Annotated in this window: 17 protein-coding genes; 4 read left to right on the top strand and 13 right to left on the bottom strand. The window is 46.0% G+C overall.

The genetic code is table 11. The features are described 5' to 3' along the window. Positions 1–94: 94 nt before the first annotated feature. The 6 genes from xyl3A to DWZ67_RS13595 all read right to left on the bottom strand — a co-directional run bounded on the left by xyl3A (position 95) and on the right by DWZ67_RS13595 (position 9,775). The gene (gene xyl3A, locus DWZ67_RS13620) at positions 95–2,689 is read right to left on the bottom strand and encodes a xylan 1,4-beta-xylosidase (protein WP_016272574.1); all 2,595 of its coding nucleotides are present in this window, start codon (positions 2,687–2,689) and stop codon (positions 95–97) included. An 88-nt stretch (positions 2,690–2,777) separates the two neighbouring features. Then, positions 2,778–5,183, bottom strand: coding sequence for a TonB-dependent receptor domain-containing protein (locus tag DWZ67_RS13615; RefSeq protein ID WP_120139086.1), 2,406 nt, complete (start codon positions 5,181–5,183; stop codon positions 2,778–2,780). A 172-nt stretch (positions 5,184–5,355) separates the two neighbouring features. Next, the gene (locus tag DWZ67_RS13610; RefSeq protein ID WP_120139084.1) at positions 5,356–6,990 is read right to left on the bottom strand and encodes a hypothetical protein; all 1,635 of its coding nucleotides are present in this window, start codon (positions 6,988–6,990) and stop codon (positions 5,356–5,358) included. 25 nt (positions 6,991–7,015) lie between these two features. Next, positions 7,016–8,185 carry a MalY/PatB family protein gene (locus tag DWZ67_RS13605; protein ID WP_120139082.1) on the bottom strand — a complete coding sequence of 390 codons (1,170 nt, stop codon included), beginning with the start codon at positions 8,183–8,185 and terminating at the stop codon, positions 7,016–7,018. An 85-nt stretch (positions 8,186–8,270) separates the two neighbouring features. Then, on the bottom strand, positions 8,271–8,885 hold the full coding sequence (locus DWZ67_RS13600; protein ID WP_009037118.1) for a CPBP family intramembrane glutamic endopeptidase: 615 nt from the start codon (positions 8,883–8,885) through the stop codon (positions 8,271–8,273). Further along, positions 8,882–9,775 (bottom strand): prenyltransferase, encoded by an 894-nt coding sequence (locus DWZ67_RS13595; protein WP_120139080.1) that lies wholly within the window; start codon positions 9,773–9,775, stop codon positions 8,882–8,884. Before DWZ67_RS13595 ends, DWZ67_RS13600 begins: the two co-directional genes overlap by 4 nt. Positions 9,776–9,862: 87 nt before the next feature. Between DWZ67_RS13595 and DWZ67_RS13590 the strand changes: the two genes are divergently transcribed. From DWZ67_RS13590 to DWZ67_RS13575, 4 genes are all read left to right on the top strand, one after another. Continuing rightward, the gene (locus DWZ67_RS13590) at positions 9,863–10,663 is read left to right on the top strand and encodes a Cof-type HAD-IIB family hydrolase (protein WP_016272569.1); all 801 of its coding nucleotides are present in this window, start codon (positions 9,863–9,865) and stop codon (positions 10,661–10,663) included. A gap of 12 nt (positions 10,664–10,675) precedes the next feature. After that, positions 10,676–12,418 carry an ATP-dependent RecD-like DNA helicase gene (locus tag DWZ67_RS13585; RefSeq protein ID WP_120139078.1) on the top strand — a complete coding sequence of 581 codons (1,743 nt, stop codon included), beginning with the start codon at positions 10,676–10,678 and terminating at the stop codon, positions 12,416–12,418. A 68-nt stretch (positions 12,419–12,486) separates the two neighbouring features. Then, positions 12,487–13,101: an L-threonylcarbamoyladenylate synthase gene (locus DWZ67_RS13580; protein ID WP_005823828.1), complete on the top strand. Its 615-nt coding sequence runs from the start codon at positions 12,487–12,489 to the stop codon at positions 13,099–13,101. Between the two features lie 76 nt (positions 13,102–13,177). After that, positions 13,178–14,200 carry an AI-2E family transporter gene (locus tag DWZ67_RS13575; RefSeq protein WP_005823830.1) on the top strand — a complete coding sequence of 341 codons (1,023 nt, stop codon included), beginning with the start codon at positions 13,178–13,180 and terminating at the stop codon, positions 14,198–14,200. Between the two features lie 4 nt (positions 14,201–14,204). Here DWZ67_RS13575 and DWZ67_RS13570 read toward each other — a convergent pair whose 3' ends face one another. From DWZ67_RS13570 to DWZ67_RS13525, 7 genes are all read right to left on the bottom strand, one after another. Further along, a complete protein-coding gene (locus tag DWZ67_RS13570) occupies positions 14,205–15,410 on the bottom strand; it encodes a 6-bladed beta-propeller (protein WP_016272566.1) in 1,206 nt (401 codons plus the stop codon). Between the two features lie 58 nt (positions 15,411–15,468). Beyond that, positions 15,469–16,317, bottom strand: coding sequence for a formylglycine-generating enzyme family protein (locus tag DWZ67_RS13565; protein ID WP_005823834.1), 849 nt, complete (start codon positions 16,315–16,317; stop codon positions 15,469–15,471). A gap of 354 nt (positions 16,318–16,671) precedes the next feature. Continuing rightward, on the bottom strand, positions 16,672–17,007 hold the full coding sequence (locus DWZ67_RS13555) for a hypothetical protein (RefSeq protein WP_057088504.1): 336 nt from the start codon (positions 17,005–17,007) through the stop codon (positions 16,672–16,674). 441 nt (positions 17,008–17,448) lie between these two features. Next, positions 17,449–17,850, bottom strand: coding sequence for a DUF3244 domain-containing protein (locus DWZ67_RS13545; protein ID WP_227232470.1), 402 nt, complete (start codon positions 17,848–17,850; stop codon positions 17,449–17,451). Positions 17,851–18,004: 154 nt separating this feature from the next. Next, complete coding sequence (locus DWZ67_RS13540; protein ID WP_120139076.1) at positions 18,005–19,699, bottom strand: hypothetical protein; 1,695 nt, start codon at positions 19,697–19,699, stop codon at positions 18,005–18,007. Next, complete coding sequence (locus DWZ67_RS13535) at positions 19,696–19,884, bottom strand: hypothetical protein (RefSeq protein ID WP_120139074.1); 189 nt, start codon at positions 19,882–19,884, stop codon at positions 19,696–19,698. The genes DWZ67_RS13540 and DWZ67_RS13535 overlap by 4 nt, the downstream gene beginning before the upstream one ends. A gap of 508 nt (positions 19,885–20,392) precedes the next feature. Further along, entirely contained in the window at positions 20,393–21,043 is a 651-nt protein-coding gene (locus DWZ67_RS13525; RefSeq protein ID WP_008665573.1) for a hypothetical protein, read from the bottom strand. Positions 21,044–21,223 lie beyond the last annotated feature (180 nt).

Raw genomic sequence — 21,223 nt, 5'->3', positions numbered from 1 at the left:
TTAAGAACATGTATTCCCAGTATATAAAAATTCCGCTTGAGGGTCATAACTCACCCTCAAGCGGAAAACTTTTTTTGACTCTGTCAGTGATGTATCAAGGCTGAATGACAAAAGACCGGCGCAGCAAACCAGCAGTTTGCGAGCTACCGCCCACCATCAGTTCATAACTGCCTTCGGAAACGCACATGGTATTGCTTTGCGGATTCCACCACACCAACTCTTTATCACCCAAATCAAACTCTACATCGACCGTCTTTCCTGCTGGGATATGTACCCGCTTGAAAGCACGCAATGCCTTGCTCGGTCCTTCTACATCATCGTTTTTCTTCAAATAGACCTGCACAACCTCTTCACCGTCACATTTGCCGGTATTGGTTACGGGGACACTCAATCTCAATTTCTCACCGGACTTTATATTATCCGAACCAAGCACCACAGCACCATAGCTGAAAGAGGTATAGCTCAATCCATGACCGAAGGGAAAAAGCGGTTCCTGGGTCATGTAACGGTAAGTCCGGCCGGTCATGTTATAATCCTCAAAATCCGGGAGCTGAGACACATTGCGGTAGAAGGTCACTGGCAAGCGTCCTGCCGGATTGTAATCGCCGAACAATACTTCGGCTACAGCCGTACCGCCTGCCTGACCGGGATACCATGCCTGCAGAATGGCTCCACACCTCCCGGTTTCCGGCTCCAGACCGATGGGAGAACCCGAACAGTTCACCAACACCACCTTTTTGCCGGCACGGTGCAAGGCGGCAATCAGTTCCCGTTGGACAGCAGGCAACTCGATATCGGTACGGTCACCTCCTCTGAATCCGGGAAGCTCAACACCCATCTCCTCGCCTTCGAGGTTCGGAGAGACTCCTCCCACAAAGACCACGATATCAGCATCCTTTACACGCTCCACAGATTTCCTCACATCCACTTCATTCTTAAATCCAAGGTCGAAGTTCAGCAGTGCATCGCTACGGAAATATTCAAAATCCAATTCAACGTCATACGTTTTTCCTGCTTGTACCTGCAAAGTATAAGCACTCTTCTGCCCACCGTGCTGATTGGAGAATCCTCTCACTTCCTCCCCATTTATCCGCAATCTCCCTGAGCCATAAGCATAGATGTCAAAGACCACCTCTCCCGACTGGTCGGGAGTGAATACGCTGTTGTAGGTAGCCGAGAAGTCGGTAAGGTTCACACCCGGAGCAAAAACCGTGGCACCGGATGTACAGAAATGGAAAGGAGTGGTCACTTGGGCAGTAGTGACTGGCTCACCGTCACGAGTCACGTTATTCCAGTAGCGTGCACTGAATCCGGGTTTCCCGTCGGCAGTCTTGCAACGATTGAAGACGCTCTGTATCTGAGCTCTCTCCACCCATCCGCAGCCTTGTTCATAAATAAGCCGGTCATCACTCCCCAAAGCTTTTCTAATTCCGTCCAGAATGGTAACTGTGTGCGGAGGCATACCGTTATAATTTCCCCATTGCATCACAGAATCATTGGCATTCGGACCCATCACGGCTATAGTCAGACCTCCACGCTTCAACGGCAAGGTATTATCCTTGTTCATAAGCAGTGTCATTGACTTGCGCGCCATGTCGAGCGCCAGAGAATCGTGTCCGGCAGAAGCCACCACAGAGAAAGGAATGCCGGTCCAGGACACCTTCTCCGGCTCGTCCATTTCACCCAGTGCAAAGCGGGCCGTCAAAAGGCGCTTGACTGCTACATCCACTGCTTTTTCATCAATCTTTCCCTGCTTCACCGCTTCTACCAGGGCCTCGTAACTCGAACCGCATTCCAAGTCAGTCCCACTCAGCACCGCAGCCGCCGAAGCGGACTCTGCATCAGGATGCGTCTTATGACCATAATCTCTGTAAAAATCGGCAATAGCTCCACAGTCCGAAAGGACAATACCGTCAAATCCCCACTCATCGCGCAAAATCTGCATCAGCAGGCGGTCGCTACCGCAACAAGGATCGCCCTCAAAACGGTTGTAGGCACACATCACCTCCTTCACTTTTCCTTCTTTCACCAAAGCTTCGAAAGGAGGAAGATAAGTTTCATACAAATCACGGGGCTTGATATTTTCCGCATTAAACTCATGGCGGTTCCATTCCGGACCTGAGTGTACGGCAAAGTGCTTGGCACAAGCATGCAGCTTGTCATATTTTCCATCGTTCGTACCCTGCAACCCCTTTACAACCATCACTCCCATACGGCTGGTCAGATAAGGGTCTTCCCCATAAGTCTCTATACCCCTTCCCCAGCGAGGGTCGCGGTAGATGTTCACCGTAGGCGTCCACATCGTCAATCCTTGATAGCGTTCATGGCTTTCCTGGGATGTATAGTAGGCATTCTTGGCACGGGCCTCATCAGAAACAGCAGTAAATACCTCGTATACAGTCTCCGGCGAGAAGGATGCCGCCATACCAATCGGTTGGGGAAACACTGTGGCCAGCCCGGCACGCGCCACTCCATGCAACGCTTCATTCCACCAGTTATAGGGCTTGATGCCCAGGCGTTCCACTGGTTTGGAGCTGTCCATCATCAAGGACACCTTCTCTTCGAGCGTCAGTTCCTTCAGCAAAAGTCCGGCACGCTCTTCTGCCGGCAGAGATGCATTCTTGTAAGTAGCCTGTCCACATCCCGACAATAGGAAGAGTGGCAAAAGGTAAAGAAGTTTCTGTTTCATCATAGTTTTATATTAATCGTTGTTACAATCGCTTGTATCACAAAGATAAATATTTTCTTCCAATTGCCAACACGCAATAAACTTCTTATTATAGCCTCCTCTGAATATCCTCGTTACTGTTCCGCTGACCCTTACTACGTATATCACCACCGAAAGTATAGGATACACCGATACGGAAACTGGCAAAGGCAAACTGATTGTCGGCAATTATCTTCAACCCGTTGGACATGGTTTCCAATTTGGAATGGCTGACAAACAAATTGTTGACATTCAGGCTGAGGCTGAGCTTATTGTTCAACAACCGATAAAGCATACCTGCACTGACGCTGTAAGTGGGGCTCATCAGATAGATGCCCTGATACTGACGGGAAGAATAGGAACCGGACAACGTGGCCAGAAGAGTCTTCTTTTCATTGAAGAAGAAAGTGTTGCGCAGGCTGGCGTTATAAGCCCACCCTTTCTCCTCGGGAGAGGTGGTGGCAGCGCTGGAGGTGGTCCGGCGATAGCTCACTCCATGCTGGGCGTAAGTTTGTAGCCATTTGGTACGGAAAGTGTATGAATTGTTAAGCCTGAAAGCATGCGTCTGCATGAAATTCTCCCAGAGGAAAGAGGTCACATTCGTTTCAGCATCCAAGTCCACAACCTGGAAGAAGACATCGTCCGAATAAGAATAATAGGCAGAAACATTGAAGTTATTCTTCAACGTATATCCCAGTTCGGCATTGTAAGTATAACTGGGTTTCAAGTCTTCACGACCGCAAGCGTAAGTGTACTTGTTCTGATAGAACGGAAAAGGATTGACCATATTCTGTGACGGACGGGAGATGCGGTTGGAGAAACTGAAGTTCAGCGCATGCCCGTCTGTAGGCGAATAAAGCAGATAGACAGTAGGGAATAAGCGCGTATAGTCGTGCTTGTCCTCCGTATCCTTCGCTTCAGAAATACCGGTAGTGCGGGTGTGCTCCATACGCAAGCCCAACTGCATGGAAAAACGTTCGGAATATTCACGGCTATAATCAGCATATAAGGCATAGATTTGCTCCTTGTAACGGAAATAATCATCCTGCACCAGCGTAGGGTCCGATGTATCGTAATTGATACCGTTGCGAGTGTTGGTAAAGGAGACCTTGGCACCTGCCGTTATCTTGTACTTTTCAAAAGGAAGGATGAAATCAAGAGCGGAGGAGACTACATCTACCTTGCGATGTTGCAGATAGTTGTAATCGAAGTTTGTGCCCGGAATCTCCGTACCGTCAGGCAGGAGGGTTTTCGAGAGAAAGCCCATATTTTCGTCCCGGTTGTCACGCAGGTAATCCACATCCCAAGTCATTTTCTTGCCTTTGTCATCCCAGACCTTATCGGTATGAAAATTCAGATTGAGGCGGTCGGAACCGGTATCCTTGTCACTGCTGGAGTACAGCAGAGAATCCAGTACGGCGGTAGAGGCATCGTAAACTTCCGTCCATGAAAGGGCGTTGCCCGGTTTGGGAGCACTGTGATTATAGATGGCCTGCATACCTGCACTCCAGTCCCGTTCCAACGATACATCCACACCTCCCTGAAGGTAGAAGCTATTCATGTAATTGGTGTAGTCGGCACGGCTGTTCCAGGTGTTCTGCGGAAAATAGCGGTAATTCTTCTCACGCGTCTCATAGTTGCCCTGCGTAGTACCCCCGTTGAGAAAGGATGACACGCGCCCCTTGCTGAGGTTCAGGCTTACCCCGCCATATCCGTAATTGTCCTTTTCACCAGCGCTGTAGGAAGCGGAAGCCGTACCACCCACGTAATCTTTGGGACGTGACTTCAAGCGAATATTGATGATGCCTGCATTTCCGGCAGCATCGTACTTGGACGGAGGCGTGGTAATCACCTCCACCTTCAGTATCTGGGAGGCGTCATAGGAACGGAGGTAATCTATCAGTTCATCTCCCGACAGCTTCGTCTCACGGTCGTTGATATAAACCTTGATGCCCCCTTTACCTATAATACCAATGCTGTTTTGTCCAACCTGCAGACCGGGCACTTCACGCAGAAGGTCGAGTGCACTGCCACCGGCAGAGGCTATGGTATTATGTGCATCGAACACTACCCTATCTACCAGACGCTTGATAACAGGACGCGCGGCCGTAACGGTCACTTCGTCCAGCAAGGCGGAAGAAGATTTCAATGTCAATTCGCCAACGTTTTTGTTTCCTCGCAGCACAACGGGAACGTAGAGGTCTTCGCTGCCGATAAGGGTAATGTGCAACAAGTATTCTCCCAGTGGCTGGTCAAAGGAAAAACAACCTTGCGTGTCGGTCAGCATACCGGTAATATAGGCACTGTCTTTTGCCTGCTTCAGCAGCACATTCGCCACCTCTACCGGTTGGCGGTTCTCGTCCTGCACACAACCGGAAAGCCGGTAAGTCTGGGCGGAAAGGAAAGTGGCCATACTTGCCAAGGCCATCCATACCATCACTTTTTTTCTAACGTTGTTCAGTAGATTTTCTTTCATTATGCGTTTGATTTCAATGTTTTACTCTTTGTATTTCGCTGAAACAAAGATAGGGGTAAAACATGCCTCAAACAGTCTATACCAAGGAATAAAAAGTCTATATCCTCGAACCACGAATCACTACATATCAACGTTTTAACCTTACAACACTCTATATTATACCTTTCCCGGTCTATATGCTCTTTATAAACTCTACGATGCCCTCTTTCTCCTCCATCCCCAGCTTCTTGCGGATATTCGTCTTTCGCTGGTAAATGGTGGGAATACTTTGTTGTGTCACCACACTAATCTCCTTCGTCGAGAAGTCCGCACAGAGCAGGCAGCAAAGCTGCTTTTCTTTGTCAATGAGCACATCGCCAAAACGGCTGTCCATCTTTGTGTAGAAGTTATCATACATCCGGTCTATGATAGGGTACAAGTCCTCCCATACCAGCAAACTCTCTACCGGCAGTTCATGGCTGGTAATACCCGAAATGCGGCGAAGCAGCTCCTGATTCTGTGAGGTAGGTTGTTTAGCCACCAGCCGTATCATGCCTAATTGCTGCAACAGTATTTTCCGGAAAAACTGTCCGTCTTCCTCCTTCGACTGGTTCTTGGTCGCATCTTCCAACAGCCGGGTCAGTGTTTCCGCCCGTTCTTCCGCTTCAATCAACCGGTTACGCCGGTTACGGACATAAAGGGACACACCGCCACCTGCAAGCACCAGTACCAACAGTGCCAGCAACAAATTCAACTGTGCCTGCTTCCGTTCCACCGTCAGAATCAAGTTGGCTTGCGAAAGCGTCTCCTTCGACTCATCCTTACGCCGGACGGTACTCTGCAACGCAGTAAGAGCATTGGCAACAGAATCATTATAGCGCGCCACGTCCAGCACATCAAACGTACGGTGACGTGTATAATCTATCAATGCCCTATATACTGCCACCATATTCTCTTCCGTCAGAAACCGGTTCCGGCCCTCGCCACGTTTCCTTTCCTTATTCAAATAGTATTCCGCCGAATCAAGCAGCCCTTCTTTCAAGAACACTTCCACTTTCACCAGATCTCCCATACGCAACTGCACCGGGTCGATGACATACTGCTCCATACGACGAATAGTAGCTATCGCACCGGAAGGTTCATCAAAAAGGTAAGCCTGCATCTGGGCATAGTTACGCAAATAATGCACTATCTTACTGGTATCTCCTGCCTGCACAGCCAGTTCTATGCTACGCTCCATGTAGTAAGGTGCAGAATCATTCTTATTCAGCCCCATGGCAATTCCCATAGAGAAGAAGCTTTCGGCTCTTGCATCCAAGGCTATGGCGGTACGGAAAGTTTCTATCGCTTTCTCATAATCTTTCCAGACATACACATACCAGTATGCCTTATCAATCAGCATATCAGCCATTCTTCCCGTGTCCTGCAGCGCCTTGGCCAAAGCTACGCCGCTGTCAATGGCAGCTATACACCGTTCGTGCTCTTTCAGCCAATACCAGTACCAGGCTTTCAACTGATAGGAAAACAGATTCTTCGCCGTGTCGTTGCGGAAGACGTAATAATCGGAAGCAGGCAATATCAAGGAATCTTCCGCCATCGAGTTGTGCCGCTTATAGTGCACATAAGCATTCAGCCATCCATACAACAGCCTCTCCTCATCCGAAAGTTGCGATGGCCTCTCTATCTGTACCAGCAAGGCATACACGCTGTCCACATTCATATTCACCTGCTTTTCTGCCAGATGTAACAGATGTGCCTCATTCATCTGCCGGCAGGCAACAAGGCACAGCAACGCAAACAATAGTCCAAGGAAAGGTAATCTATTCATAATATAGGAGATATAGTTTTTTCTATCATTTGTCTGCAACCGCAGTTTCCAGTTGCTTCAGCGCCTGCTCCAACACCGAACGCGGGCAGCCGATATTCAGCCGCATAAATCCCTTGCCCGGTTCACCGAACATGGTACCGTCATTCAGCGCCAGGTGTGCCTGGTCTACAAATAATCTCACCAGTTCCTCCTGAGTCAGCCCCAATCCCCGGCAGTCCAGATAAATCAGGTAAGAAGCCTGCGGACGTATCATGCCGATGCCCGGAATATGCTCGCGCAGGTAGTTCTCCGTGAAATTGATATTACCCTTTATATAGTCCAGCAGCTGTTCCAACCATTCCTCACCATGCATATAGGCAGCAGCCGCACCGATATAGGCCAACATGTGCCCTTCGCTGAACTCGCCCGCTTCCATGAACTCCTGAAAACGGTGGCGGATGTCCTCATTGAGGATAATGGCGTACGAACTTCCCAATCCCGGCATATTGAATGTTTTGCTGGGTGCCATGAAGGTGAGGGAATTCTGCGCGGCAGCCCCCGAAACAGTAGCAAAAGGATGGTGTTTGTAAGGTGGCAGAGTCAAGTCGGCATGAATTTCATCGGAGATGACAAACGTATGGCTTTCCGTACAAATATCAGCAATCCGGCGTAATTCGTCCACCGTCCATACACGCCCGCCCGGGTTATGGGGATTGCAGAGAATCAATACTTTGCATCCTTGTATATCCTTACGGAAACGCTCAAAGTCAATCTGATACTGTCCGTCTTTCAGGTCGAGCGGAGAGTAAACCACTTCGCGCTTCATGCGTTGCGTCACCAGGAAGAAGGGATGATAAACGGGAGTCATCACCATTACCCGGTCGCCGGGATTGGTGAAGCATTGCAATGCGAAGGCTTGACCGCGGACAATGCCGGGTACAAAAGTCAGCATCTCGCGAGTGACGTCCCAACCGTGGCGACGACTGAGCCAGCTACAAATGGAAGTATACCATTCCTCACACGCAGACGTATAGCCCAGCACTTCATGTTCAAGACGCTTCCGCAAGGCTTCCATCACAAACGGGGGCGTGCGGAAATCCATATCCGCCACCCACATGGGGAGGAGGTCATCGCGTCCCCATACACTCTTCACACCGTCCCATTTCACGGAGTCGGTACCACGGCGCTCTATTACTTCATCAAAATTGTAAGTCATATGCTTGCTTTTTTATAATTCAACGCATCAATTTGTCTTGTTTTTATACGACCCATTACCGCCACCTTATTTTTGTAAACAATAATCATATCGGGAAAAATATAAATACCGCCACATCCCACACTGCATGAGACAAGATAATAGCGGCAAAGCGGTTCGGAAAGAAACGGTAAAGCGCCCCCCATGCCGCCCCCACCACCAGAGCCGCCATGACCAGCATGAAGTTGCAGGAACCGGCATGCACCAGTGCATAAATCAAAGTAGCCACCACAAAACCCGCATTCGGATTCCAGCGTTTGGAAAGCGTGCGTTGCACATAGCCGCGCCAGAAAATCTCTTCCGCCGGCCCTATCAGCAACAGCAGCAATGCTGCCAGCAGCCAAGGAGACTCTCCCTCTTTCATCCCATAAATGGAGTCCACCTGCGGACGGGCAAAATCGAACATCCAAGATGACACCTTGTCTCCCAACCAGAAAACGCCCCACAAAGCAACAGCAATGCCAAGTCCCAGCAAGACATTCGGCAAGCTCCACTTCACCTCCCGCCACCAGCCGGGATTGAACAAGGTGGCAAACACGGACAGTGTGAGCGCAGAACCGGTCATCATCCACCAGAAATTCACGAAAGGAGCCGTCCAAGGCGAAAACATGACCGTCCACAGCACGGCAGCCAGCAGAATGGTAAAAATCAGCTTCTTCATGACAGCAGACCGGCTACAACGAACGACAACGTGAACAGCAGACTGAACAACAACTGGAGTTTTGCAGTCATCTCATCCAGACCGGCTATGGCACTTTCTCCCTTTCCGGGAAAACGGGACACCACCCGTACATTGCCTATGGCAGGAACCAGTGCCGGCATCACCAGCAGGGTCCATAAAGGAAGAGTTCCCGCAGCTATCAAGCCGGCTATCCAGCCAAAAGGAAAAAGGACTTCGGCACAATAAACGTACATCGACGCCTTTCCTCCCAGCTTCATGGCCAGTGTCTGAATCTCTGCACGGGCATCGGTACGCATATCCCGTGTATTATTGGCATGCAGAATGGCCACCGTAATCAGTCCCACCGGCAGAGCTATCCACAAGACATTCCAGTCAACTACTCCCGTAGCCACATAGCAGGTGCCCAACGTCGGCAGCAAGGCATACGCCAAAAAGATGACGACATCGCCCAACGCACGATACTTGAGCGGTGGATAAAGCAACGAGCAAGCTGCACCGCCTATACCGATGTACAGCAACGGCAACCCCGTACGCCACAGCAGGCCGACACCCGCAACAAGGGCAACTGCCAGCAATGCCATCGACAAGCTATATATCTCGCGCGGAGCAAACATCCCGTCGGTCAAGGTCTTGGCGCCAAAGGTATCCCTTGCATCGACCTTATGCTTATAGTCAAAATAATCGCTCCAGGTATTCCCGGCAGCGTGAAACACGACGATGTTCAGCAATGCCCAGATGCCGTTCACCCAGTTTATGTCCTGCTGCATCCAATACAGATATGCCAACGTCACCACCACCGGCATCGAAGAGGCGGGGAATGACCACGGACGCACCGCTATCATCCAATCTTTCAAAGAATGTTTCTTCATTTGTTATTTATCATTTATTTGTGCGCAAAAGTACGAAATATCTTCGCTTTTTTAAGTAATTTCGCGCACAAGATAAAAGAACCCCTTATGATAAAAGCTCTGTTTTTTGACATCGACGGAACCTTGGTCAGCTTCAAGACCCACGAAATTCCCGTTTCCACTATTGAAGCGTTGACTGCCGCCAAAGCCAAAGGCATACATATCTTCATTTCTACCGGACGTCCGCGCGTCATCATCAACAACTTGTCCGCCTTGCAGGAACGGAATCTGATAGACGGCTACATCACGATGAACGGCGCCTATTGCTTTGTAGAAGACACCGTTATCTACAAAAGCCCCATACCGACAGCGGAAGTGGATGCCTTGACAGCTTTCTGCCACGAACGCAACATCCCATGCATCCTGGTGGGAGAGCACGACATCTGCGTGAACCAGCCCGGCGAAGTAGTGGAGGAAATCTTCCATCGCCAACTCAAAGTGGACCCCATCGAAGCAAAGCCCTATACCGACAGCCATGCCGACAAAGCCTTCTTCCAGCTGACTCCCTTTATCAACGCCGAGGAAGAAGCAATCATCCTGCCCGCCGTCCCCCACTGCGAGATGGGCCGCTGGCATCCCGCCTTCGTAGACGTGACAGCCAAAGGAAACACCAAGCAGAACGGTATCGACCAGATTATCCGCCACTTCGGCATCAAGCTGGAAGAAACCATGGCCTTCGGCGACGGAGGAAATGACATCAGCATGTTGCGCCATGCCGGTATCGGTGTAGCCATGGGCAATGCCAATGACGACGTGAAAGCTGCCAGTAACTACACAACCACTTCTGTTGATGAAGACGGTATCGCCAACGCCCTGAAATATTTCGGCATAGTCGGGAATCCATCATAAATCTGAAATCTTTTGAACTTCGTTCCCGATACCCAAAACAAAGAGTTTCAAGACGCCTTGAACCTCATCCAGTATACCCGTCAGTCCGTATTCCTGACGGGCAAAGCAGGTACGGGCAAATCGACCTTCCTGAAGTACATCTGCGCGAATACAAAGAAAAAGCACGTGGTGCTTGCACCGACCGGCATAGCCGCCATCAATGCCGGAGGCAGTACCCTGCACAGCTTCTTCAAACTGCCCTTCTACCCCCTGCTGCCCGACGACCCGAACTTCAGCCTTCAACGGGGACGCATCCACGAATTTTTCAAATACACCAAACCCCACCGCAAACTGCTGGAAGAGCTGGAACTGGTCATCATCGACGAGATTTCCATGGTACGCGCCGACATCATCGACGCCGTAGACCGCATCCTGCGCGTCTATTCCCGCAACCTGCGCGAACCCTTCGGTGGCAAACAGATATTATTGGTGGGCGATGTGTTCCAGTTGGAACCCGTCGTCAAAGGAGATGAACGGGAGATACTGAACCGATTCTACCCTACCCCTTATTTCTTCTCTGCCAGGGTATTCGGCCAGATAGACCTTGTCTCCATCGAACTGCAGAAAGTATACCGTCAAACAGACAGCAAGTTCATCCATGTGCTGGACCACATCCGCAACAATACCGTCGGCTCTACCGAACTTCAGCTGCTCAACACCCGCTATGGCACCCAAATAGAGCAATCGGAAGCCGACATGTACATCACCCTCGCCACCCGCCGTGACAATGTGGACTACATCAACGACAAGAAACTGGCGGAACTTCCCGGTGACCCGGTCACCTTCTACGGCGAAATCATGGGAGACTTTCCCGAAAGCAGCCTCCCCACCTCGCAGGAACTGGTACTGAAACCGGGCGCACAAATCATCTTCATCAAGAATGACTTCGACCGCCGCTGGGTGAACGGCACCATCGGCGTCATCAGCGGCTTCGACCCTATTGAAGAGACCCTCTACGTCATCACCGACGACGGCAAGGAATGTGACGTCAAACGAGAGTCGTGGCGAAACATCCGCTACAAATACAACGAAGAAAAGAAACAGATTGAAGAGGAAGAACTGGGAATCTTTACACAATATCCCGTGCGCCTGGCATGGGCCATCACCGTACACAAGAGCCAAGGGCTGACCTTCAGCCGGGTAGCCATCGACTTTACCGGCGGCGTGTTTGCCGGTGGGCAGGCATACGTAGCCCTCAGCCGCTGCACCTCGCTGGAAGGCATCCAGCTGAAAAAGCCCATCAGCCGTGCCGATGTATTCGTGCGTCCGGAGATTGTCAGCTTCTCCGAACGCTTCAACAACCGCACCGCCATCGACCGTGCCTTGAAGCAAGCACAGGCAGACGTTCAATACGTTGCCGCCGCCAAAGCCTTCGACAAAGGGGACTTCGGCACTTTCCTGGATGAGTTTTTCAAAGCCATCCATTCCCGCTACGACATCGAGAAACCGAACGTGCAGCGCCTCATCCGCCGGAAGCTGAACATCATCAACCGTCTGAAAGAGGAAAACCGTGCACTGAAACAAGCAGCATTGGAGAAAGAGAAAGCCCTCGTGAAGTATGCCCGCGAATACATCCTTATGGGTGACGAATGCCTGAAGCATGACATGAAGGAGGCGGCCATGAAAAACTATGAGAAAGCCGTCACCCTCTGTCCCAAATTCAAAGAGGCCTGGAAGAAGATAAAGAAACTGGAGAAAGAGATGCTAAAAAGGTGAATTGCTTGTTTATAAGCCGATTATTATCTATTTTTGCATGTAATATAAAACTCAAATCCATTTCTGCCATGCTTCTGAAACTTTATGAAAAAAATAACAATCCCGCCGACCTGCAGCAGGTGGTCGACCTACTGAATGACGGTGGTATCCTTATCTACCCTACCGACACCATGTATGCCATCGGCTGCCACGGACTGAAGGAGCGCGCCATCGAGCGCATCTGCCGCCTCAAGAATATCGACCCCAAGAAGAACAATCTTTCCATCATCTGCTACGACTTGAGCAAGGTCAGCGAATACGCCAAAGTGGACAACAGCACCTTCAAGTTGATGAAGCGTAATCTGCCCGGAGCTTTCACCTTCATTCTGAACGGCACCACCCGCCTGCCCAAGATATTCCGTAACCGTAAGGAGGTCGGCATCCGTATGCCGGACAATTCCATCATTCAGGAAATAGCCCGCCTGCTGGATGCTCCCATCATGACAACTACATTGCCGCATGATGACAATGAGGACATTGAATACTGCACAGACCCGGAACTGATTGACGAGAAATTCGGTGATATTGTCGATTTGGTAATAGACGGCGGTATCGGCGGTACGGAAGGCTCTACCGTAGTGGATTGCACCAATGGGGAGCCGGAAATCATACGCCAGGGGTTAGGCTGGCTGGACGAAGGATAAATATTGAATTCCGGCCACAATTTCCAAACCTTTTCAACTTCTTTTATGTTTCTTTACTAAGAAATACAGGAACTTTATGAGCACAAAAGAACAATACTGGAAATATTCATTGATAGCTATCATTATCGGGCTGGGAATCATTCTTTTCAGACAAATAGCCCCATTCATGGGCGGTCTGCTGGGAGCCTTGACTATCTATATCCTGGTGAGAAAGCAGATGATGTATCTTTCCGACAAGCGGAAAATGAAGCGCAGCATAGCTGCCACCCTCATTACAGCAGAGGCAATTCTCTGCTTTCTGGTTCCGCTTGGGCTGGTGGTATGGCTGGCTGTGGTCAATCTTCAAAACATCAATCTGGACCCGCAAGCCATTATAGCTCCTTTCGAAGAAGCGGCCAACATCATTAAAGCCAAAACCGGCTACTATATCTTGGGGAAAGACACGGTGGCATACGTCATTTCAATTCTTCCCCGCATCGGGCAAGCCATCATGGGAGGTATCAGCAGTTTTGCCGTCAACATCTTCGTACTGGTCTTTGTACTCTACTTCATGCTGATAGGGGGCAAAAAGATGGAACAGTACGTCAACGACCTACTGCCGTTCAATGATGACAATACACAAAACGTCATCCACGAAATCAACATGATTGTCCGCTCCAATGCCATCGGCATCCCCTTACTCGCCGTCATACAAGGAGGAGTAGCCATGATAGGCTACTGGATTTTCGGTGCTCCCAACATCTTGTTCGCCGGTTTCCTGACCTGCTTCGCCAGCATCATCCCAATGGTAGGAACAGCGCTGGTATGGTTTCCGATAGCTGTCTACATGGCATTGATAGGCAACTGGGTTCAAGCTATCGGGCTGGCCATCTATGGCGGTGCAGTCATTTCACAGCTCGACAACCTGATACGCTTCATCATCCAGAAGAAAATGGCAGACATTCATCCGCTTATCACTGTCTTCGGAGTTGTAATCGGCTTGTCCCTTTTCGGATTCATGGGTGTCATCTTCGGGCCACTGCTCTTATCACTATTCTTTCTGTTCGTGGATATGTTTAAAAGAGGGTATTTGGATGCAAGGGGGAAGACGACGGAATAAGTACTTAATAAAGCATGACCATAATAGGGTTACCTTCCTCTTCTACTCCCATTCTCCGTTGATTATCATCACTGAGTTCATCCGGTTGTAACAAAGCAAAAAAATGTCCATCCGAAGTGACTCCCCTGATTTGGATATGCTGATTATTCATTTTATCAAATAAGCTATCACCCTTTTGGCAAACAACAGTTTTCTTTTCCTTATGGTAAAATCCACAATATGACTGGCTTTCTTCTAAATATAAGCTTGTATGAAAATGGAAATAGATGTATTCTGCATTCTCCAGAATATAGTCTATGGCTATTTTCTTATCACATCCTTCTACATCCAATTGCTGCTGCTCACTCCAGTGCCACTCACCCAGTTCAAAAACCAGATATGGAGTAAGTCCCTGCTCTGAAATAGTATAGATAGTATCATTAAAAGCTTGTTTCACTCGGATGGCATCCTTAGATTTCCATAACGAAGGGCTATTGATTGCCGTATAATATTTCCGGTCACCAACAAATTCTGCCATTGCCAAGTCACCTCCATAAGCAACATTGCCCCCCAACAAATTTGAAACCGACAAAACCTCATCCATGGGAAGCAGGGCTGAATTCCATGTAGCAATACCGGTCAATGACATCGTATTTCTATCCATATAAAAGACTGATGGCGTCTCCGGAGAGAGTTTCATTTTATTATGTCCCCAAATTCTGTCCGCATCCATCAAATAGTAATTTTGGGACAGAATACAATTGACTGTATCTTGCAATCGAATTCTATCCTTATATTTCCCATCAAATCCATATAGTAGGAAATCATTATTCCATCCCAATAGATAAACGGTTCTCCGAACCGCATCAGCCCAAAAGCTCACTTTCCCCCATGAATCCTTTGCATATCCTTCCGGATCAGTACCTACGTGTCCAATATCCCGAATATACTTCCCGTTAGTACGGTCAAAAAGTTTCAGATTCTGATGGACAGAAGATACCAATATCGCACTATCCATAATTATGCACTCCGGATATTTTCCTATAATAGCCTGCTCATTAGTCTCCAAAGGAATATAACTTATGCTGGAAAACAAATTTTGTACAGATTGTCCTTCTGACAATCTACTCATTGCTTCCGCAACATTAATTACATTGCCATCAATCTGCTTTTCGGAACACGAAGTTACAACCAACATCAATAATAAAAAGAATTTCCACATATATCTCATACCATTTCTATTCATTACTCTGAAAGTAGTAAAATATCACTTATCATCATTAATTACATTATTTAATCGATTCCGGCTCCATCACAAGGCGAAAACCTCCATACTCGTCACTATAATTCTCAATGTCGTAATCAATGTACGACACCCGACACCCCTTTGCTGTTCCTCCCCAACTTCCACCTCGCAATATTCGGCGGAAAAAAAGATAAGTACCCTCAAAAGGCCATCCCGGATGGATAGACTTACCACCTTGCTTGTATTCTTTAGTGTACAAATCACCACACCACTCCCAAACATTGCCACTCATATCATACAATCCCAATTCATTGCTTTTTTTCAGACCTACCGGACGGGTAGTTCCAGCTTCTCCATATTGTCCGCCAGAGGAATTCCCAACATACCAAGCCACCTCACTTACCTGATTGCTGCCACTGTATTTATAGTGCTTACTTTTGTGTCCACCACGCGCTGCGTATTCCCATTCGGCCTCAGTCGGAAGACGAAATGTTTTACCGGTCATAGCATTTAATCTACCGATAAACTCCTGCGCATTTTTCCAGCTTACATTTTCCATCGGGCAATCTTCGCATCCCCCATTAAACGGCAAAATGGAATCAGTATCCATAACCGCCCTCCACAGCCTTTGAGTAACTTCATATTTTCCTATGTAAAAATCAGATACCGACTCCTTACGTGCTGGTTTCTCGTTATCCTCACAGTCACATCCCTGCTCATCTGTACATCCCATCATAAATGTACCTCCTTTCACAAAAACCATCTCAATAGAATCCCCATTCACAACAACTACAAGTTGCTGAATAGGAGTTTCATTCGACTGACATCGAATAAAAACAGTTATAAGACATATTGCCAAAACAACAGTCAATGCTTTAACTCTTCTTTTCATACTTTCATTAAGAACATTCTCTTCCTTAGTATTTCATACTATATATACGAATAGCACAAACATACTAAAAACAAATGAATTACGAACTATTCATAGATATATTTTTCACACTTCATGGGAAAACAGTTTCATCTTTATATCAACTTCTTAATAAAGAACAGCTATTATGGGGTTACCTTCTTCTTCAACTCCCATTCTCTGTTGATTATCATCGCTAAGTTCATCCGGTTGTAATAAAGCAAAAAAACATCCATCCGAACTAACTCCCCGAATTTGAATATGCTGATTGTTCTCTTTATCAAACAAGTTATCACCTTCTTGGCATACAACTGTTTTCTTGCGAATAAATATAAATCACTTCTTATATATGCAAGAATCATTTATGCTTACTTCAACAATACGATTACTATTTGACCCAAATAAATGTTCATTTTGAATATACAACTCTATTTCATGGCCTGGCAAATAATTCTGAAACCATTCATAATTTATTTCACTTTCCATACCTCTATTTATATAATAAAAAGAATCATTCTCCAACTCTATTACAATATCATTATGCTCTGTAGCAGATACACTTCTAACAATTCCTCTTTGCAGACTTATGTTATTTGATATAGACACGAATCTAAATATTAAAAATAGAGCTATAAAAGCCATCAAGACATACACTACAATCTTTTTTTTCATACGTAAATAATTATTATGCTTCTTACTAAAAAGAAGCGTTATACAATCTTTTCTTTAGCTAAAAACGAACAAGTTTCACCCGACTTCATATCCTGATTACGACTCCAGACCATCATAAAATTCTGCATCCTCAAATCCATAGCCTACCAAAGCCTCATTATAACCTTTCATTGCAATAAAGCCTCGCTTCTTCAAACATATTCGTCCAAAAACATCACGTTTACAAAGAGTACTGATATAGAATATATTTTCTTCATTCTCAAACTTCTTCATCACGAACTCTGCAAAGCCTTTCCCCAGATAATTATCTGCATCCAGATTACATACCGACTCGCTAACCTAAAAACCATATTCCCACTATGACTTCGTCGATAATAAGCCGGTTCATGCAAGTGATGCAAAATGAGATTTGTTTCATAGTGTTATATATTCATTATCAAATCAATGAACAGTAAATCTACCGAATGCATAAGCCCCATCCGCGCCCTTTATCTCAAGTAAAAAATCACCACCTAAACCTTGCTGTAACTGTACTTTTCTTAATATAGGAGAGTCTATATTCTCAGCAGAGGAGTAAACAACATTCCCATTCTGAGAAATTGCAATTTCCACTTCACCTATCGATTGATAGAATTCCAAATCAATGGAATGGTCATCATTCAAAAATGCTAAAAAAGGAGTAGCTGAAGGAATAGAACGATGAGCATTCCCCGGACCACCCGGTAAATCAAAATCCTCATCCATGACGATTTCTACTCTCGAAGGAAAAGTAACTGAATCTGCACTTACTACATTTACTACAAGAAAGTAGTATAAACTTAACAAAATAAAAAATGATTTCATAGTATCTTTAGTTTTGAATGTTACAAAGATAGCCATTCAATCACTTCTTAGAGAAAATACGAGTGGACAACACAAGACAAGTCAATACTCTATACACCAATAAGATGACAGTAAAAACATTTCTAAATTAGTGGACGAAAATCAAGCGATTATTCTAGTAAAGAGCTACAAATTCTTCCAATTTATCATTTGTATCCAAACTTAAGATTCCCCTCAACCTCCGTTTCTTCGTAAAAATGGAATTCATCTCACAGTCAAAAGTGAACATCAATTCACTGGAAGTGAAACCGACTTTAAGCAAAGCCAACAACATCAAGTTGCCACTAGTTAATTTAAAATCTTTCTTTAACCGAGAAATAAAATTACCATATATTAAATCTATATATTCAAGGAGTTGTTCTTTCTCCTGGTTGGTCATATTCTTCACAATCAGCTTTTCCTTCTTCAATTGTTCCAAGAGATAAACGCCATTTACACATACATTTTCACTTATTTTTTTATTCTCACTCTCCAATAGCAAAATCTTTTGGTTCAATTTAGCAATCTTCTCTCTATTTGTTTCTGCCATCTCACCTGCCCTTTGTTTCAACACATCAAGTTCATAAACATATCGTTTAATCATGCACTCATTTTCTTCTATTATTTGCATATTCTTCCGGAACAGTCCTTCATATCTCTTTCTCAAAAGAAAATACAAAACAATGCATAGCAGTATAATAAACAAGACTACTGCTATCCAAAAATAAAGCTGTATTTGCTTTTCACGTTCAACCTGTTGCTTTTCTAAAAGAAGTTTTCCTCTTTCATATTTACGTTGCAAAGTCAAAATTTGAGATGTTTGTTTAGCATCCCGTTCAATGACTAACAACGAATCAGACTTTTCTTTGAAATAGAGAGCCATTGCATACTTTTTCTGTTTCTTTTCCAACAGATACAAATAGTGATATGCACCCGCCAGAGTACGAGGATTTTCAGAATTCAAAGCTAAAGCGAAACATCTTCCAGCCTCATCCAACTTATTTAGATTCAAATAAATATTCCCCAATGACATTGAACAGTGATGCATAGAATGCCTATCTTGTTCAGTCTCTACCGCAGTTTTCAACAGGGCTATTGCATCTCCCAAATCCCCTTCATTTCTTTTGGCAATCCCTTTTACTTGTAATAAAGAAGGGATTACCCGTTCAAAACTGATACATCCTTTCTTTTTCTCACACAAGGACAAAGCACGATTAATGTAATTATAAACACTGTCATATTTCTGTTCTACATAATAAATACGAGCAATATCCCGATAAACATATATAACTCCTAAAGTATCAACAGCCTTTTGAAAACAATACGCTGAACTTTGATAATTGTCGAGAGCATCTTTATATAGCTTTCTGTCCGTATTCAAAACACCGATATATTCATGTACAAATCCCTGCAACTTATATTCTTCCGTCTTCTCCAATTTAGCCAAAGCGCTCAAATAAGCTTGTATAGCCAATGTATCATTATCTTGCAAATGCATCACCTTACCATAATAAAACAATGCCTTCCCCGCTTTCACCTTATCCTCCCCATTCTTATAATAATCTACCGCAATTTTTATCAACGAGTCCGACTGCAAGCTGTCTAAATAGTTCTTATCACGCGCTTGCGTCAGCAGCAATGTATAGTCCGCCCGCTGCTTTCCACGAAGTTTCTCCGGATGAGGAATTTGTTCCAACAGCAGCAATGCACTGTCAGGATATACATCCATATACCTCTCTATCTTATCAAAAACATTGGATACGTTCTTCTCTACGCAAGAACCTAACAGTACGCAAACGGACAAAAGCCCAAGATATAGCAGTTTTTTCATATGAACATGTTCTTTACCAGATTATCATTACGTATAACTCCTATGCCCACAGAATCCTTTTGGAGATAAATATTCACACCAGCCAACGGCAATCCTTTTTCTCCATCAGTCACAATGCCATTTGCCTGTGCATTAAAAATAACTGTACAGCAGAATGTTATGAACAGCACTATACATCGCTTCATAATTCATGTATGAGAATAAGCTTTTTTACAGCCCCTCCCTTCAAAGATACAAAAAACCGCTTCAATAATGTACAAAAACAAGATAAATGTGGCAAACAAAACAAATAGCTCAGAGCTTGTTTCCCCTTACATAGGCTTCCTTTCCATTTTCTGTACGGAGTTATCAGCGCCTATCGGCCGTGATGCGCTCTGCCAACGGCCGTCAACCACTCGACTAACGACCGTCAACAAGGTGCCTCATGCCCGTTGTTACGAAGTTAATACCGTGTTTACACGAAACGCATATCGTGTAAACAAGATATTTGCAAAATGCTGTACATTCTATTAATACACTAACAAACAAGATATTAACTTACTTTCCGGCGTATTTCCGCTGTGGAAGCAAAAGTTGCTTCCACCTTTTTGAGTTGCTTCCACAGCACTTGTAATGCCGATGAATAAAGGGATGCAGGAAGTGGGTGGAAGTGTGGAAGCAGAAATGATAAAACTAAGCAGAGATAATTTTCCCTTAAAAGCAATAAAACTCCAGAATCTGCTGGAGCAAAGCATCCTGCTTTCCCAGACCTTTTTCCAACTCCACACTTTTCAAGTTATAGAGTTGTGCCAGCAAAGCTGACGACTGCTTCTCGCAAAGACGGGAATCATGTACCTGCTCCATCCAGCAGACGGTCTCTCCCCAAACATCTACCGAAAGATGTGACAAGACTTCTGTCGGGGCTCCCCCCTTCTCCACCTTACGGAAGATTTCGACCAAAGCACACAACAAGCTGGACATTATCTGTTTACAACGGGAATGGGAACGGGATTCCCGGTTTCTGAAACGTAGCAGGAAATAGTACCCCAGCCATAAATAAACGGTGGTGACTTCTGCATGGATTTTCTCTATCCTCTTCCAATGCGCAACCAAGGCAGCATCAATTTCTTCCAGAATCGCATCCGTATCATCTTCTATGTAGTATTTCTGCGCAAGACACTCTATCACGCACCCCCATTTCGCCATATCCACACACTCTTGCGTACGCCCCATCCATACATGGGCTTCCTCCAATATCCGGAATGCCTTTTCTCCACATTCTGGAGCATCATAAAACCGATACTGACGAAACAACAGAAGAGACTGACATAATAACTCATCCAAAGAGTACTCCGCACTTTCCATATTTAAAATTCAAGTATCCATTCAGGTAACAAAATCGAGCAAAAGTAATCATTTCCTAAGAAAATCACGCTGTTTCAGCACAAAAACCGGCAGGAAAAAGAAGATACCGATGACGGACATCACCAGTCCGCCAATGGTACCCGCCGCCAATGGAAACCAGAAAGCCTCCTTGTCCTCACC

This window comes from Bacteroides sp. AF34-31BH (genome assembly GCF_003602795.1).
Lineage (GTDB): Bacteria > Bacteroidota > Bacteroidia > Bacteroidales > Bacteroidaceae > Bacteroides > Bacteroides uniformis.
This window is presented reverse-complemented; position numbering and strand designations above follow the sequence as displayed.

Coding starts and splice junctions, on each gene's coding strand:
- xyl3A (WP_016272574.1), bottom strand. CDS start 2,689: ATGAAACAGAAACTTCTTTACCTTTTGCCACTCTTCCTATTGTCGGGA.
- DWZ67_RS13615 (WP_120139086.1), bottom strand. CDS start 5,183: ATGAAAGAAAATCTACTGAACAACGTTAGAAAAAAAGTGATGGTATGG.
- DWZ67_RS13610 (WP_120139084.1), bottom strand. CDS start 6,990: ATGAATAGATTACCTTTCCTTGGACTATTGTTTGCGTTGCTGTGCCTT.
- DWZ67_RS13605 (WP_120139082.1), bottom strand. CDS start 8,185: ATGACTTACAATTTTGATGAAGTAATAGAGCGCCGTGGTACCGACTCC.
- DWZ67_RS13600 (WP_009037118.1), bottom strand. CDS start 8,885: ATGAAGAAGCTGATTTTTACCATTCTGCTGGCTGCCGTGCTGTGGACG.
- DWZ67_RS13595 (WP_120139080.1), bottom strand. CDS start 9,775: ATGAAGAAACATTCTTTGAAAGATTGGATGATAGCGGTGCGTCCGTGG.
- DWZ67_RS13590 (WP_016272569.1), top strand. CDS start 9,863: ATGATAAAAGCTCTGTTTTTTGACATCGACGGAACCTTGGTCAGCTTC.
- DWZ67_RS13580 (WP_005823828.1), top strand. CDS start 12,487: ATGCTTCTGAAACTTTATGAAAAAAATAACAATCCCGCCGACCTGCAG.
- DWZ67_RS13575 (WP_005823830.1), top strand. CDS start 13,178: ATGAGCACAAAAGAACAATACTGGAAATATTCATTGATAGCTATCATT.
- DWZ67_RS13570 (WP_016272566.1), bottom strand. CDS start 15,410: ATGAGATATATGTGGAAATTCTTTTTATTATTGATGTTGGTTGTAACT.
- DWZ67_RS13565 (WP_005823834.1), bottom strand. CDS start 16,317: ATGAAAAGAAGAGTTAAAGCATTGACTGTTGTTTTGGCAATATGTCTT.
- DWZ67_RS13555 (WP_057088504.1), bottom strand. CDS start 17,007: ATGAAAAAAAAGATTGTAGTGTATGTCTTGATGGCTTTTATAGCTCTA.
- DWZ67_RS13545 (WP_227232470.1), bottom strand. CDS start 17,850: ATGAAATCATTTTTTATTTTGTTAAGTTTATACTACTTTCTTGTAGTA.
- DWZ67_RS13540 (WP_120139076.1), bottom strand. CDS start 19,699: ATGAAAAAACTGCTATATCTTGGGCTTTTGTCCGTTTGCGTACTGTTA.
- DWZ67_RS13535 (WP_120139074.1), bottom strand. CDS start 19,884: ATGAAGCGATGTATAGTGCTGTTCATAACATTCTGCTGTACAGTTATT.
- DWZ67_RS13525 (WP_008665573.1), bottom strand. CDS start 21,043: ATGGAAAGTGCGGAGTACTCTTTGGATGAGTTATTATGTCAGTCTCTT.